This is a genomic window from Pseudomonas sp. N-1-13, from assembly GCF_057787095.1.
Genome location: NZ_JBYNRI010000001.1, coordinates 1,005,640 through 1,019,051, shown reverse-complemented (window position 1 = coordinate 1,019,051; position 13,412 = coordinate 1,005,640). Strand labels below are relative to the sequence as shown.

Annotated in this window: 13 protein-coding genes; 6 read left to right on the top strand and 7 right to left on the bottom strand. The window is 60.4% G+C overall.

Annotated features, from left to right (window positions below):
- Window positions 1-114: 114 nt before the first annotated feature.
- The 7 genes from dsbC to ffh form a co-directional block, all read right to left on the bottom strand.
- Window positions 115-846 carry a bifunctional protein-disulfide isomerase/oxidoreductase DsbC gene (dsbC, locus tag AC3I65_RS04645; RefSeq protein WP_092402674.1) on the bottom strand — a complete coding sequence of 244 codons (732 nt, stop codon included), beginning with the start codon at window positions 844-846 and terminating at the stop codon, window positions 115-117.
- A 321-nt stretch (window positions 847-1,167) separates the two neighbouring features.
- The gene (xerD, locus tag AC3I65_RS04640; RefSeq protein ID WP_488523502.1) at window positions 1,168-2,064 is read right to left on the bottom strand and encodes a site-specific tyrosine recombinase XerD; all 897 of its coding nucleotides are present in this window, start codon (window positions 2,062-2,064) and stop codon (window positions 1,168-1,170) included.
- A gap of 131 nt (window positions 2,065-2,195) precedes the next feature.
- Window positions 2,196-2,546: a 50S ribosomal protein L19 gene (gene rplS, locus AC3I65_RS04635; RefSeq protein ID WP_003175895.1), complete on the bottom strand. Its 351-nt coding sequence runs from the start codon at window positions 2,544-2,546 to the stop codon at window positions 2,196-2,198.
- 9 nt (window positions 2,547-2,555) lie between these two features.
- Window positions 2,556-3,365 carry a tRNA (guanosine(37)-N1)-methyltransferase TrmD gene (trmD, locus tag AC3I65_RS04630; protein WP_171061421.1) on the bottom strand — a complete coding sequence of 270 codons (810 nt, stop codon included), beginning with the start codon at window positions 3,363-3,365 and terminating at the stop codon, window positions 2,556-2,558.
- The gene (rimM, locus tag AC3I65_RS04625; protein WP_047227502.1) at window positions 3,347-3,883 is read right to left on the bottom strand and encodes a ribosome maturation factor RimM; all 537 of its coding nucleotides are present in this window, start codon (window positions 3,881-3,883) and stop codon (window positions 3,347-3,349) included. Before rimM ends, trmD begins: the two co-directional genes overlap by 19 nt.
- A gap of 5 nt (window positions 3,884-3,888) precedes the next feature.
- Complete coding sequence (rpsP, locus tag AC3I65_RS04620; RefSeq protein ID WP_003198088.1) at window positions 3,889-4,140, bottom strand: 30S ribosomal protein S16; 252 nt, start codon at window positions 4,138-4,140, stop codon at window positions 3,889-3,891.
- A 251-nt stretch (window positions 4,141-4,391) separates the two neighbouring features.
- Window positions 4,392-5,768 (bottom strand): signal recognition particle protein, encoded by a 1,377-nt coding sequence (gene ffh / locus AC3I65_RS04615; RefSeq protein WP_047227501.1) that lies wholly within the window; start codon window positions 5,766-5,768, stop codon window positions 4,392-4,394.
- Window positions 5,769-5,975: 207 nt separating this feature from the next.
- Here ffh and AC3I65_RS04610 point away from each other — a divergent pair, with 207 nt between their 5' ends.
- From AC3I65_RS04610 to AC3I65_RS04585, 6 genes are all read left to right on the top strand, one after another.
- Window positions 5,976-6,788: a cytochrome C assembly family protein gene (locus tag AC3I65_RS04610; RefSeq protein ID WP_047227500.1), complete on the top strand. Its 813-nt coding sequence runs from the start codon at window positions 5,976-5,978 to the stop codon at window positions 6,786-6,788.
- 12 nt (window positions 6,789-6,800) lie between these two features.
- Window positions 6,801-8,042: an HlyC/CorC family transporter gene (locus AC3I65_RS04605; RefSeq protein WP_488523501.1), complete on the top strand. Its 1,242-nt coding sequence runs from the start codon at window positions 6,801-6,803 to the stop codon at window positions 8,040-8,042.
- A gap of 172 nt (window positions 8,043-8,214) precedes the next feature.
- Window positions 8,215-9,528, top strand: coding sequence for an MFS transporter (locus AC3I65_RS04600; protein ID WP_047227498.1), 1,314 nt, complete (start codon window positions 8,215-8,217; stop codon window positions 9,526-9,528).
- Window positions 9,529-9,678: 150 nt separating this feature from the next.
- Window positions 9,679-12,093, top strand: coding sequence for an endopeptidase La (lon, locus tag AC3I65_RS04595; protein ID WP_488523500.1), 2,415 nt, complete (start codon window positions 9,679-9,681; stop codon window positions 12,091-12,093).
- 209 nt (window positions 12,094-12,302) lie between these two features.
- The gene (locus tag AC3I65_RS04590) at window positions 12,303-12,695 is read left to right on the top strand and encodes a protease inhibitor I42 family protein (RefSeq protein ID WP_107321546.1); all 393 of its coding nucleotides are present in this window, start codon (window positions 12,303-12,305) and stop codon (window positions 12,693-12,695) included.
- 2 nt (window positions 12,696-12,697) lie between these two features.
- Window positions 12,698-13,333, top strand: coding sequence for a lysoplasmalogenase (locus AC3I65_RS04585; protein WP_445577496.1), 636 nt, complete (start codon window positions 12,698-12,700; stop codon window positions 13,331-13,333).
- Window positions 13,334-13,412: the final 79 nt, after the last annotated feature.

Here is a 13,412-nt window from a genome sequence, read left to right as displayed (position 1 = left end):
CGGCCGACGCAAGGTCGGCCGTGAAATACAGCCGCGCAGCAACGCGACTTTGTGTTTAACGGCCCGACGAAGGTTTTCGCCGAGCCGTGATCTTCATAAACGCACTGCCCATGATCATTTGGCACCAAGGGCCAGTTTGGCGACTTGTGGCGCCGGCTGGTAGCCCGGAATCACCTGGCCGTCCGCCAAAACGATGGCCGGCGTACCGTTCACACCGATGGACTGACCGAGGGCGAACTGCTTGGAAACCGGGTTTTCGCACTTGGCGGCCTTGATTTCCTTGCCATCGACCATCTTGTCCATGGCCGCTTTTTTGTCCTTGGAGCACCAGACCGCCTGCAACTGCTCATCACCCGGTGAACCCAGGCCCTGGCGCGGAAACGCCACATAGCGCACTTCGATGCCGCGCTTGTTCAGCTCCGGCACTTCGGCGTGCAGCTTGTGGCAATACGGGCAGGTGGTGTCGGTGAAAACGGTGATGTGGGACTTGGTTTCGCCGACCGCCGGGTAAACCACGGTTTCGGCAACAGGAATACCGTTGATCAGCTTGGAAATGCCCTGGCGCTCGGTCTTCTCGGTGAGGTTGACCGGCTTGCCACCCTTGAGCTCGAACAGGTTGCCCTGGACGATGTACTGACCGTCGGCGCTGGCGTAGAGCACGCGGCTGCCCTGGAGCTTGACTTCATACAGGCCGGACATGGGGCTGGCGGTGATGGTTTCGATCGGCACCTCCATCTGAAGGTTTTCCAGGCTCTTGCGGATAGCCTTGTCGGCCGCGTCGTCGGCGATGGCAACAGTACTGGCCAACGCAATGGCGGCGGCGGTGAACATCTGGATCAAACGCATGGGAGCTCCTGAGACGGACAAATGGGACGGGGAACGCCGACCGGCAGATTCGGGTTCCAACCGCCCACTGTGCAAACCGGCAAAGCCTACCACATAAGGCCCGCATGGCCGAATGCCGGTGATACAAGGCATATAGATGCCTTTTTTCTGTGTGCTGGCGTGGGTTCACATATCTGGCGCTCACCACAACTCCCTGTGGGAGCGAGCCTGCTCGCGATAGCGGTGGGTCAGCTTGCATTGATTTTGAATGCGCCACCGTCATCGCGAGCAGGCTCGCTCCCACATGGGCTATCGGGTACTCATCAATCCAGGGATCTTCATTCAGCCTCGGGGGTGATGCTTGGCGTGCAGATCCTGCAACCGCGCCCGAGCCACATGGGTGTAGATCTGAGTGGTGGACAGGTCGCTGTGGCCCAGCAGCATCTGCACCACACGCAAGTCGGCGCCGTGGTTGAGCAGGTGCGTGGCGAAGGCATGGCGCAAGGTGTGTGGGGACAGTGACTTGCCGATCCCGGCCACCTTGGCCTGGTGCTTGATACGGTGCCAGAAGGTCTGGCGAGTCATCTGCTCGCCGCGCAGGCTGGGAAACAGCACGTCACTGGAACGCCCGCCCAGCAGTTCATGACGCGCATCGCGCATGTAGCGCTCGACCCAGACGATTGCCTCTTCGCCCATCGGCACCAGACGCTCCTTGCTGCCTTTGCCCATCACCCGCAGCACGCCTTGACGCAGGTTGACCTGCTCCAGCGTGAGACTGATCAGCTCGGTGACCCGCAGGCCGCACGCGTACAAAACCTCCAGCATGGCCCGGTCGCGCTGACCGATGGCCTCGCTGAGATCCGGCGCCGCCAGCAGCGCCTCTACATCAGCTTCAGACAGGGACTTGGGTAACGGTCGCCCCAGCTGCGGCATCTCCACGCGCAAGGTCGGATCCACCGCAATCAGCTTTTCCCGCAGTAAATAACGATAAAACCCACGCAAACCCGAGAGAAAACGTGCGGTCGAGCGCGGCTTGTAGTTCTGCTCCAGACGCCACGCCAGGTGATCGAGGATCAACTCTCGCCCGGCATTGGCCAGCTCCAGGCCTTGTTCCTGCAACCAGCCATTGAACAGCGCCAAGTCGCTGCGATAGGCATCGCGGGTGTTGTCGGACAGCCCCTTCTCCAGCCACAGGGCGTCGAGAAACTGGTCTATCAGCGGGTGATCAATGGCTGGCATAAAAACTCATGAGGGATGCGTGCGTACGCGGCATCGAAATGGAAATGATGAGATGCAGGGTGCTCAAAGACCAAATCGCAGGCAACAAAAAAGCAGCCCGCAGGCTGCTTTTTTTGCATCGGAAGCTGGACTTAAGCCAGTTTTTCCTTGATGCGAGCTGCTTTACCGGACAGGTCACGCAGGTAGTACAGCTTGGCTTTACGTACGTCACCGCGACGCTTGACAGCCATGCTGTCGATTTGCGGGCTGTAGGTCTGGAAAGTACGCTCTACGCCAACACCGTTGGAGATTTTACGAACGGTGAATGCACTGTTTACGCCGCGGTTACGCTTGGCGATAACAACGCCTTCGAACGCTTGCAGACGCGAACGGTCGCCTTCCTTCACTTTCACCTGAACGACAATGGTGTCGCCCGGGGCAAAGGTAGGGATTTCTTTGGTCATCTGCTCTGCTTCGAGTGCAAGAATGATTTTGTTAGTCATGCTGTGCTCCTAAGGCAAGTCGTCGGACTTACCATCGATACGTTGTGAACTATCGTCCCGCTCGCGGATATATTCCTCGAGCAGCTTCTTCTCTTCTCCAGAAAGCGAGCGGCTTTCCAGAAGATCGGCGCGTCGTTCATAGGTCCGACCAAGGGACTGCTGTAAACGCCAACGCCGGATGTGCGCGTGGTTGCCACTTAGCAACACGTCGGGAACACGCTGATCCGCATACACCTCCGGTCGGGTGTAGTGCGGGCAATCCAGCAGACCATCCGTAAAGGAATCTTCCTCGGCGGAATCTGCATGCCCTAAAGCTCCAGGCAGCAGTCGTGTAACCGCATCGATCAGGACCATCGCCGGCAGCTCGCCGCCAGACAGTACATAGTCGCCAATCGACCACTCTTCATCGACATGAGCTTCAATAAAACGCTCGTCAATGCCTTCATAACGGCCGGCAATCAGGATCAATGCATCCGAATTTGCCAGCTCGCGTACCGCCGACTGAGTCAGCTGACGGCCTTGGGGCGACAGGTAAATCACCTTCGCGCCCTCCCCGGCTGCGGTTCTGGCCTGAACCAGAGCGTCTTCCAGGGGCTTGATCTTCATCACCATGCCCGGACCACCGCCAAACGGGCGATCGTCCACAGTGTGATGCCGATCCGTGGTGTAGTCCCGCGGATTCCAACAGGTAAGCTGCAACAGCTCCTGTTTCACCGCGCGGCTGGTTATGCCGTACTCGCTGATGGCGGAAAACATCTCGGGAAACAACGTGATGACTTCAACGCGCAAATTAGCCACGTTTAGAAATCCGCATCCCATTCCACCTTCATCTCGCCTGCTGCAAGGTCGACGGCCAACACGCATTGCTCGGTATAGGGCAACAGGCGTTCGCGATCATCCAGGCTGCCGACGCAAGGCTTGACCACCATGACATCGTTCGAACCGGTCTCGAGCAGGTGATCGATTTTCCCGAGCAATTGCCCGAGGTGGTCGATGACCTTCAGACCCACCAGCTGGTACCAGTAGTACTCGCCGTCGGTCAGTTCAGGGAACAGGTTGCGTGGCACGCAGATCTCAAAACCGGCCAGAAGACGCGCTTCTTCACGATCATCGAGATCCTTGAGCTTTGCGACCAGGAACTTGTCGTTCCCACGTCCGCTGACCAGCTCAACCTGTTTCACGCTACCTTCGCGCTTGAGCGTCCAGGTTTTGTAGTCCAACAGGTTTTTGATCGGATCAGTAAAGGAATACACCTTCACTTCGCCGCGAACGCCATGAACAGAATAGATTTTGCCGACAACGATCAAATCATCAGCATCTTTTGGCGTCGCGTTCATATTGCTCAGGCCGCAGCCTTAGCCGATTCCTTCAACAACTGAGCAACACGCTCAGAAGGTTGTGCACCAACGCTCAGCCAGTAGGCTACGCGCTCTTGGTTCACGGACAGACGAACTTCCTGACCACGGGCAACAGGGTTGAAGAAACCAACCTGCTCCTTGTGGGAACCGTCACGCGGGTTGCGGCTGTCGGTTACGGTCAGGTGGTAAAACGGGCGCTTTTTGGAGCCGCCAAGGGCAAGACGGATTGTTAGCATGTGAACATCGTTCCTGTAGTCGGTGCTGCAAATCTAAATGCACAGCGGGCATAGGTGCCCGAAAGGCCGCATATTCTAAGGAATATCCGGACTTTTGCAAATGTCTTTTTCCGGCGCCTGGCGCCATGCGATCAAGATTTGCCATAGAGCCGTCATGAAAAACGGCAGGTCAGCTCCCGTGCAGCACGGGTTTGCTGGAGATCCCCGCATCCGTGCGGGGCAACGCCGGCATGACAGCCGGCGCAGATTCTTTACATTTTCGGCATGCCGCCGCCGGGCAACATACCGCCCATGCCGCGCATCATCTTGGCCATCCCGCCCTTGGCGGAGAATTTCTTCATCATCTTCTGCATCTGCTTGTGCTGCTTGATCAAGCGACCGATGTCCTGCACCTGGGTACCGGACCCCATGGCGATGCGGCGTTTGCGCGAACCGCTGATCAGCTCAGGGTCGCGGCGCTCGGCCGGGGTCATGGAGTTGATGATGGCTTCCATCTGCTTGAACTGCTTTTCAGCCGCGCCCTGGGCATTGCCCATCTGCGCCAGGTTCACGCCACCGATGCTCGGCAGTTTGTCCATGAGGCCGCCGAGGCCACCCATGTTCTTCATTTGTTGCAGCTGATCGCGGAAGTCTTCGAGGTCGAAGCCCTTGCCCTTCTTCAGCTTCTTGGCCAGTTTGTCGGCCTTGTCCTTGTCGAGGGTCTGCTCGGCCTGCTCGATCAGGCTGAGCACATCGCCCATGCCGAGGATCCGCGAGGCAATACGCTCGGGGTGGAACGGCTCGAGCGCTTCGCTCTTCTCGCCCATACCGATGAACTTGATCGGCTTGCCAGTGATGGCACGGACCGACAGCGCGGCACCGCCACGGGCATCACCGTCGACCTTGGTCAGGATCACGCCGGTCAGCGGCAGCGCATCACCGAACGCCTTGGCGGTGTTGGCCGCGTCCTGGCCGGTCATGGCATCGACCACGAACAGGGTTTCCACCGGGTTGATCGCGGCATGCAACGCCTTGATCTCGCCCATCATCTCTTCGTCGATGTGCAGGCGACCGGCGGTATCGACGATGACCACGTCGATGAATTTCAGTTTTGCTTCTTTAATAGCCGCCTGGGCGATGTCCACCGGCTTCTGGCTCAGGTCGGACGGGAAGAACGTCACGCCGATGTCGTTGGCCAGGGTTTCGAGCTGTTTGATCGCCGCCGGGCGATAGATGTCCGCGGACACCACCATCACCGACTTCTTCTTGCGCTCTTTAAGGAAGCGCGCCAGCTTGCCGGCCGTGGTGGTCTTGCCCGCGCCCTGCAGGCCGGCCATCAGCACCACCGCTGGCGGCACGGCGCTCAGGTTCAGGTCTTCGTTGGCGGCGCCCATCAGGCTTTCGAGTTCGGCCTGGACGATCTTCACGAACGCCTGGCCCGGCGTCAGGCTGCGCGACACCTCGGCGCCGACGGCGCGTTCCTTGACCGAATTGACGAAGTCCTTGACCACCGGCAGGGCGACGTCGGCTTCGAGCAACGCCATGCGCACTTCGCGCAGGGTGTCTTTGATGTTGTCCTCGGTCAGCTTCGCCTTGCCGGTGACATGGCGCAGCGTCTGCGAGAGACGGTCGGTTAGGTTTTCAAACATGCGCGATCCTTTCAGGCCCAGATAAGACCGGGATAATGGCGGCCCAGACCGTAAAAAATGTGCTCGGCGAGCCTGCGGCGTGGGCAGGTCGCGGATTATAGCGAAGACTGCGCCCGGCGCACACCTCGCCGTCAGTTGCGCTGGTCTTTCGTGCGATGGGGATTCTATGCCAAACTCAGCGCCTTTCGGGCCTGCCTAACAGGATTTATGCTCCCCTTGTCACCCAGTTTGCTTGCCTCCCTCGCCGCCGCTTGTCTTTATGCCGCTGCGACCCTCTATCAAGGCTCCCGCCTGGCCACCGGCGCCAAGGCGAACAAACGCCTGCTGGTCATGCTTGGCGTGCTGGCGGTGCTCGGCCACGCGGCCAGCCTTTATACCCACCTGATGACGCCCATTGGCCTGGGCCTGGACTTCTTCAACGCCGCCAGCCTCATTGCCGTGGCCGTGATCGCCCTGACGCTGCTGGCCTGTTCACGCATCCCGGTGGAAAACCTGCTGGTGCTGCTTTTCCCGCTGGGCCTGGCCACGGTGCTGCTGGCGCAATTCGCGCCGTCAGGCACGGTACAGATCATCGATGAAGAACCGGGCATCCTGGCCCACATCCTGCTCTCGATCCTCGCTTACGGCCTGTTCACCATCGCGGTGTTCCAGGCCTTGCTGCTGCTGGTGCAGGATCACCAGCTCAAGCACAAGCACCCTTCCGGGCTGATCCGCAACTTCCCGCCCTTGCAGACCATGGAAAGCCTGTTGTTCGGCTTCCTCTGGGCCGGCTGGACGCTGCTGTCGCTGTCGCTGATCTCTGGCTGGCTGTTCGTCGAAAACCTGTTCGCCCAGCACCTGGTGCACAAAACACTGCTGGCGTGCCTGGCGTGGGTGGTGTTCAGCGTACTGCTGTGGGGCCGAAATCGGCTGGGCTGGCGCGGCCATAAAGCCATTCGCTGGACCCTGGCCGGTTTCTGCCTGCTGATGCTGGCGTACTTCGGCAGCAAGCTGGTTCGTGAATACATTCTGCATGTCTGACGGACGCCTCTGATGGATATGTTGCCCGTGGGCCCGCTGTTCGCTGTACTGGTCGTGCTGATCCTCTGGTCCGCCCTGTTCACGGCCATCGAAGCCGCCCAGCAGCATTTGCTGGCCCAACGCAAGGCTTCGCGCGCCGGTGACAAACCGCTGGCGAAGCTGAGTTTCCCCCGGGACAGTCTGATTCTGTGCAATACCCTCTGCCGCGCCCTCGCGGTGGTGATCGGAACGCTGCTGGCGATTTTTACCTGGCTGCAACACGGCGCCTGGGTAGCGTGGCTCGGTACCAGTGCGGCCTTGCTGGTCTTTGCCGATTACCTGCCGCGCACCCTGGCCACCCGCCATCCCGACGCGGTACTGGCGTTGGGTAACGCCTTGCTTGGCGTACCGTTGAAGATTCTTTATCCATTTGCCTGGCTGTTGAATGGCATCAGTCAATTGCTGCTGCGTCCGTTTGCCCGCCAGGCAAGCGTGGTACAGCAAAACGACGATGAAATGCCCACACCCGCGCGCAACGATCACGAACCCGAACACAACAGCGGTCGGCCGCATCCGGTTTCCGGCATCCATGCCCTGGACAACATTACCGTCAACGATATTCTCGTGCCCCGCAGTGAGGTCGATGGCATTAACCTCGACGACCCCATCGGCGACATCATTGAACAGTTGCGCCTGAACCGCCGCACTCGCCTGCCGGTGTTTCACAGCGACATCAACCAGGTCGAAGCGGTGCTCAACACCCGCCAGATCCGCCACCTGCTCAAGGATGCGAGCCTGACTCAGGAAGCACTGCTGGCTGCCTGCCACGAACCCTACTTCGTTCCCGAAAGCACGCCGCTGCAGCTGCAATTGCTGAATTTCCACAAGCAGCAACGGCGCCTGGGCATGGTGGTGGACGAATATGGCGAAGTGCTGGGCATTGTCACCCTGGAAGACATCCTTGAAGAAATCGTCGGGGAGTTCGAAAGCGAGCACAGCCTCGACAACCCCCACGTCCATCCCCAGTCTGATGGACGCCTCATGATCGATGGCGCCGCGTCGATCCGCGAACTGAACAGGACCCTGGGCTGGCACCTGCCTTGCGAAGGCCCCAAGACCCTCAACGGCCTGGTGACCGAAGCACTGGAGACCATTCCCGAAAGCCCGGTCTGCCTGAAGATCGGCCGCTATCGGCTGGAAATCATCGAAACCGTGGATAACCGCGTCAGCCAGGTGCTGGTGTGGCACAACAGTTCGGTGCCGCTGGCGTCCTAAGCCCTCGCCACAGGGTTGTGCGCAAGCGCCGCTATTGTGTACGGGCTCTCTTGTTGAATCGTTAGCCCCCTTCCTATACTCAACCCGCTTATCCAGCGCGCGCCAGCGAGCCGAGGGAGTTCGACCATAATAATTAGCTCCAACGGAGCACATGACTGTCAGGGATAACCGCATGACAACGACCACTTGCAACGAAGCTGTGTCTGCCCCGCCGACGAACTCCGCCACCCGCGTGGCGACCGCAAGCTTCATCGGCACGGCCATCGAGTTCTATGACTTCTACGTCTACGCCACGGCTGCGGCCCTGGTGATCGGGCCGGTGTTCTTCCCGCAAACCTCAGGCACGGCACAGATGCTCTCGTCCTTCCTGACGTTCGGCATCGCATTCCTCGCTCGCCCGCTGGGTTCGGCGCTGTTCGGCCACTTCGGCGACCGGATCGGGCGCAAGTCCACGCTGGTGGCGTCCCTGCTGCTGATGGGTGTGTGTACCACGCTGATCGGCGTACTGCCCGGTTACGCCAGTATTGGCGCCTGGGCGCCGATCCTGTTGTGCGTGCTGCGTTTTGGCCAGGGGTTGGGCCTGGGCGGTGAATGGGGTGGCGCAGCGTTGCTCGCCACTGAGAACGCGCCCAAGGGCAAACGCGCTTGGTTCGGTATGTTTCCCCAACTGGGGCCCTCGATCGGCTTTCTGGCGGCCAACGGGTTGTTCCTGACCCTGGCCATGACCCTGGACGACGAGCAGTTCCGTTCCTGGGGCTGGCGGATCCCGTTCCTGCTCAGTGCGGTGCTGGTGATCGTCGGCCTTTATGTGCGCCTCAAGCTTCATGAAACACCCGTCTTCGCCGATGCCATGGCCCGCCAGGAACGGGTGAAAGTTCCGCTGGTCGAGCTGTTCAGCCAGTACTGGGCGCCGACGTTGCTGGGTGCCGCGGCGATGGTGGTGTGTTATGCGCTGTTCTACATCTCGACCGTGTTTTCCCTGAGCTACGGTGTGTCCACCCTCGGCTACAGCCGCGAAACCTTCCTCGGCCTGCTGTGCTTTGCGGTGCTGTTCATGGCCGCCGCGACGCCGCTGTCGGCCTGGGCCAGCGACCGCTACGGCCGCAAACCGATATTGCTTATCGGGGGCGTACTGGCAATTGCCTCGGGCTTCCTCATGGAGCCCTTGCTGACCCAGGGCACAACCTTGGGCGTGGCGCTGTTCCTGTGCATCGAGCTGTTTCTGATGGGCGTGACCTTCGCCCCCATGGGCGCCTTGCTACCAGAACTGTTTCCCACCCATGTGCGCTATACCGGCGCCTCGGCCGCCTACAACCTGGGCGGCATCGTCGGCGCTTCGGCCGCCCCGTTCTTTGCCCAGAAACTGGTGGCAATGGGCGGTTTGAGCTACGTCGGTGGTTATGTCTCGGGGGCCGCGGTGCTCAGCGTGATCGCGGTACTGTGCCTGAAAGAGACGCGCCATAACGATTTGAACAGGGTCGCCTGAACCCTCGGTGCGGGCCCGGCGACAGGCCCGCACCGAACCTGTCACAAGGCTGAATGCCTTGCAATGAAATAACAGCTAACAATCGCCCACCATTGAAACCACCCCTCACCTGCCCCATCTAAGACCCATACTCCATTGCGCAGGTGCCCCATGAGCGACCAGCACTCTACTGAAGCCACGAACGATTACGCCGACTCCGAACACATCGAACACACCTCCTCCGGCACCGGCCTGGCCCTGCCCGGCCAAAACCTGCCGGACAAGGTCTACATCATTCCAATCCACAATCGCCCGTTCTTCCCGGCCCAAGTGCTGCCGGTCATTGTCAATGAGGAACCTTGGGCTGAAACCCTCGAATTAGTCGCCAAATCCGAACACCATTCCCTGGCGCTGTTTTTCATGGACACGCCCCAGGAAGATCCGCGCCACTTCGACACCTCAGCGCTGCCGCTGTATGGCACGCTGGTCAAGGTGCACCACGCCAGTCGCGAAGGCGGCAAACTGCAGTTCGTTGCCCAGGGTCTGACCCGCGTGCGCATCCGCACCTGGCTCAAGCACCATCGCCCACCGTACCTGGTGGAAGTCGAATACCCGCACCAGCCAAGCGAGCCGACCGACGAGGTCAAGGCCTATGGCATGGCGTTGATCAATGCGATCAAGGAGCTGCTTCCACTCAATCCGCTGTACAGCGAAGAGCTGAAGAATTACCTCAACCGCTTCAGCCCCAACGACCCGTCGCCGCTGACTGACTTTGCCGCCGCACTCACCTCGGCCACCGGCAGTGAGTTGCAGGAAGTGCTCGATTGCGTCCCCATGCTCAAGCGCATGGAAAAAGTGCTGCCGATGCTGCGCAAGGAAGTTGAAGTCGCGCGGCTGCAGAAGGAGATTTCTGCCGAGGTCAACAACAAGATTGGCGAGCATCAGCGCGAATTCTTCCTCAAGGAACAGTTGAAGGTCATCCAGCAGGAGCTGGGGCTGACCAAGGACGATCGCAGCGCCGATATCGAACAATTCGAGCAGCGGCTGGAGGGCAAGGACTTGCCGGCCCAGGCGCAAAAGCGCATCGAAGAGGAAATGAACAAGCTCTCGATCCTGGAAACCGGCTCGCCGGAATACGCCGTCACCCGCAATTACCTCGATTGGGCGACGTCGGTGCCGTGGGGCGTGTATGGCCAGGACAAGCTCGACCTCAAGCACGCGCGCAAGGTGCTCGACCAGCACCATGCCGGGCTGGGGGACATCAAGGACCGCATCCTCGAGTTTCTCGCCGTGGGTGCCTATAAAGGCGAAATCAGCGGCTCCATCGTGCTGCTGGTGGGGCCGCCGGGGGTGGGCAAGACCAGTGTTGGCAAGTCCATCGCCGAAACCCTGGGTCGGCCGTTCTACCGTTTCAGCGTCGGCGGCATGCGCGATGAAGCCGAAATCAAGGGCCATCGGCGCACCTACATCGGTGCTCAACCGGGCAAGCTGGTGCAGGCGCTTAAAGATGTCGAAGTGATGAACCCGGTGATCATGCTCGACGAGATCGACAAGATGGGTCAGAGCTACCAGGGCGATCCGGCCTCGGCCTTGCTGGAAACCCTCGACCCGGAGCAGAACGTCGAATTCCTCGATCACTACCTGGACCTGCGCCTGGACCTGTCGAAAGTGCTCTTCGTGTGCACCGCCAACACCCTGGACTCGATCCCTGGCCCGCTGCTAGACCGGATGGAAGTGATTCGCCTGTCGGGCTATATCACCGAAGAAAAGGTCGCCATCGCCAAGCGCCATTTGTGGCCCAAACAACTGGCCAAGGCCGGCGTGTCCAAAGGCAGCCTGAATATCACCGACAGCGCCCTCAAGGCCCTGATCGACGGTTATGCCCGTGAAGCCGGGGTGCGGCAGTTGGAGAAACAGCTGGGCAAACTGGTGCGCAAGGCGGTGATGAAACTGATCGACGACCCGAACGCCGTGATCAAGCTCGGGCCCAAGGACCTTGAGGCATCGCTGGGCAAGCCGGTGTTCCGCAACGAGCAAGTGCTGTCCGGCATCGGTGTGATTACCGGCCTGGCCTGGACCAGCATGGGCGGCGCGACTCTGCCGATCGAAGCGACGCGCATCCACACGCTCAATCGCGGCTTCAAGCTCACCGGGCAACTGGGGGAGGTGATGAAAGAGTCAGCGGAAATCGCCCACAGCTACGTCAGCTCGCATTTGAAGCAGTTTGGCGGCGATCCGAAGTTCTTCGACGAAGCCTTCGTTCACTTGCACGTACCGGAAGGCGCCACCCCCAAGGACGGTCCGAGTGCCGGGGTGACCATGGCCAGCGCCTTGCTGTCCCTGGCTCGCAACCAGGCGCCGAAAAAAGGCGTGGCCATGACCGGCGAACTGACCCTCACCGGGCACGTGCTGCCCATTGGTGGGGTGCGCGAGAAAGTGATCGCGGCGCGACGGCAGAAAATCAATGAGCTGATCCTGCCGGAAGCCAACCGGGGCAACTTCGAAGAACTGCCGGACTACCTCAAGGAAGGCGTCACCGTGCACTTCGCCAAGCGGTTTGCCGATGTGGTCAAGGTGTTGTTCTGATAGTCCTGTAGCGCTTGTGCGGGCCTCATCGCGAGCAGGCTCGCTCCCACAGTGGCTTTGTGTTGTTCACAACATGTGTGATCCACACCAAACCCTTGTGGGAGCGAGCCTGCTCGCGATAAGGCCATGAGATCCAACACATGCCCCGCTGACACACCCAGTAGCATCTTCGGTTATGCTCGCCGTTCGTCGTGAATGCCGGAGCCCTTATGTCCCTCACCCGCCTGCTCGTCCCTTTCAGCCTCGCCCTGCTGAGTGCCTGCGCCACGCAACCGAAACACAACGTGACCGTGGAAAAACTGAGCCAGTGCCCGGTGCAGCTCACTAACGGCCAGAACCTGATCCTGAATTTGCCCAGCAACCCCAGCACCGGTTATCGCTGGGCGGTCCAGGATTCGGCTGGCGGCGTGCTGAAGGCCTTGGGGCCTGAGGTTTACCGCAACCCGGAAGACGCCGGCATCGTCGGCGCGGCCGGGGTATCAACCTGGCGTTTCCAGGCATTTGCTGCCGGAACCGGTCGCTTGCGCCTGACTTATCAACAGCCCTGGGCACCTGAAGTGCCGCCGGTGGAAACCTTCGACTGCGCCATTTCGGTGAATTGACCATGGGTTGGCTGATCCTTGCATTGATGGGCGCGGCCACCTATGTGTACGGGCTCACTGTGCATGCCACCCTGCTGTGCCTGCTGGTCAAGCCGATGCCGGTGCTGGCCCTGCTCGGCTGGCTGCACGATGCGCCACCCAGCGAATATCGACGCTGGATCAGCCTGGGCCTGATTTTCTCGCTGGTGGGCGATGTGCTGCTGGCTTGGCCCGGGGATCTGTTCGTGTTCGGCCTTGGCGCGTTTCTGCTGGCGCACCTGGCCTATCTGAAAGCCTACCTCAGCGACTGTCGCCGTCCGGCGTTGCTATCGCTGGCCCTGGCATTGGGGCTTGGCGCAACGCTGCTGGGGATTCTGATATCGAGCGGTCTGGGGCCTTTGCTCGTCCCGGTGATTGTCTATGGCCTGGCCATCAGCGCCATGCTCTGGCGTGCGCTGGCGCGATTGGGTACTGCAGTCCCCGAGCGCTCGGCCTGGCTGGCCGCTGCCGGGGCTCTGGCGTTTGTGTTTTCCGACAGCGTCATTGGCATAAACCGGTTCGTGGCGCCCTTTCATGCCGCGCCTTACCTGATCATCATCAGTTATTGGCTGGGCCAGTGGGGCATTGCGGCGTCGGCCTTCACTCAAAAAAACCACTGAACCAGAGAGCAAGCCCGGCGCTCACAAAGGCTCGCTCCCAGAGGTTTTTTGGTTAAAATGCCGGCCTTTTCACCACCCA

Coding starts and splice junctions, on each gene's coding strand:
- dsbC (WP_092402674.1), bottom strand. CDS start 846: ATGCGTTTGATCCAGATGTTCACCGCCGCCGCCATTGCGTTGGCCAGT.
- xerD (WP_488523502.1), bottom strand. CDS start 2,064: ATGCCAGCCATTGATCACCCGCTGATAGACCAGTTTCTCGACGCCCTG.
- rplS (WP_003175895.1), bottom strand. CDS start 2,546: ATGACTAACAAAATCATTCTTGCACTCGAAGCAGAGCAGATGACCAAA.
- trmD (WP_171061421.1), bottom strand. CDS start 3,365: ATGGGATGCGGATTTCTAAACGTGGCTAATTTGCGCGTTGAAGTCATC.
- rimM (WP_047227502.1), bottom strand. CDS start 3,883: ATGAACGCGACGCCAAAAGATGCTGATGATTTGATCGTTGTCGGCAAA.
- rpsP (WP_003198088.1), bottom strand. CDS start 4,140: ATGCTAACAATCCGTCTTGCCCTTGGCGGCTCCAAAAAGCGCCCGTTT.
- ffh (WP_047227501.1), bottom strand. CDS start 5,768: ATGTTTGAAAACCTAACCGACCGTCTCTCGCAGACGCTGCGCCATGTC.
- AC3I65_RS04610 (WP_047227500.1), top strand. CDS start 5,976: ATGCTCCCCTTGTCACCCAGTTTGCTTGCCTCCCTCGCCGCCGCTTGT.
- AC3I65_RS04605 (WP_488523501.1), top strand. CDS start 6,801: ATGGATATGTTGCCCGTGGGCCCGCTGTTCGCTGTACTGGTCGTGCTG.
- AC3I65_RS04600 (WP_047227498.1), top strand. CDS start 8,215: ATGACAACGACCACTTGCAACGAAGCTGTGTCTGCCCCGCCGACGAAC.
- lon (WP_488523500.1), top strand. CDS start 9,679: ATGAGCGACCAGCACTCTACTGAAGCCACGAACGATTACGCCGACTCC.
- AC3I65_RS04590 (WP_107321546.1), top strand. CDS start 12,303: ATGTCCCTCACCCGCCTGCTCGTCCCTTTCAGCCTCGCCCTGCTGAGT.
- AC3I65_RS04585 (WP_445577496.1), top strand. CDS start 12,698: ATGGGTTGGCTGATCCTTGCATTGATGGGCGCGGCCACCTATGTGTAC.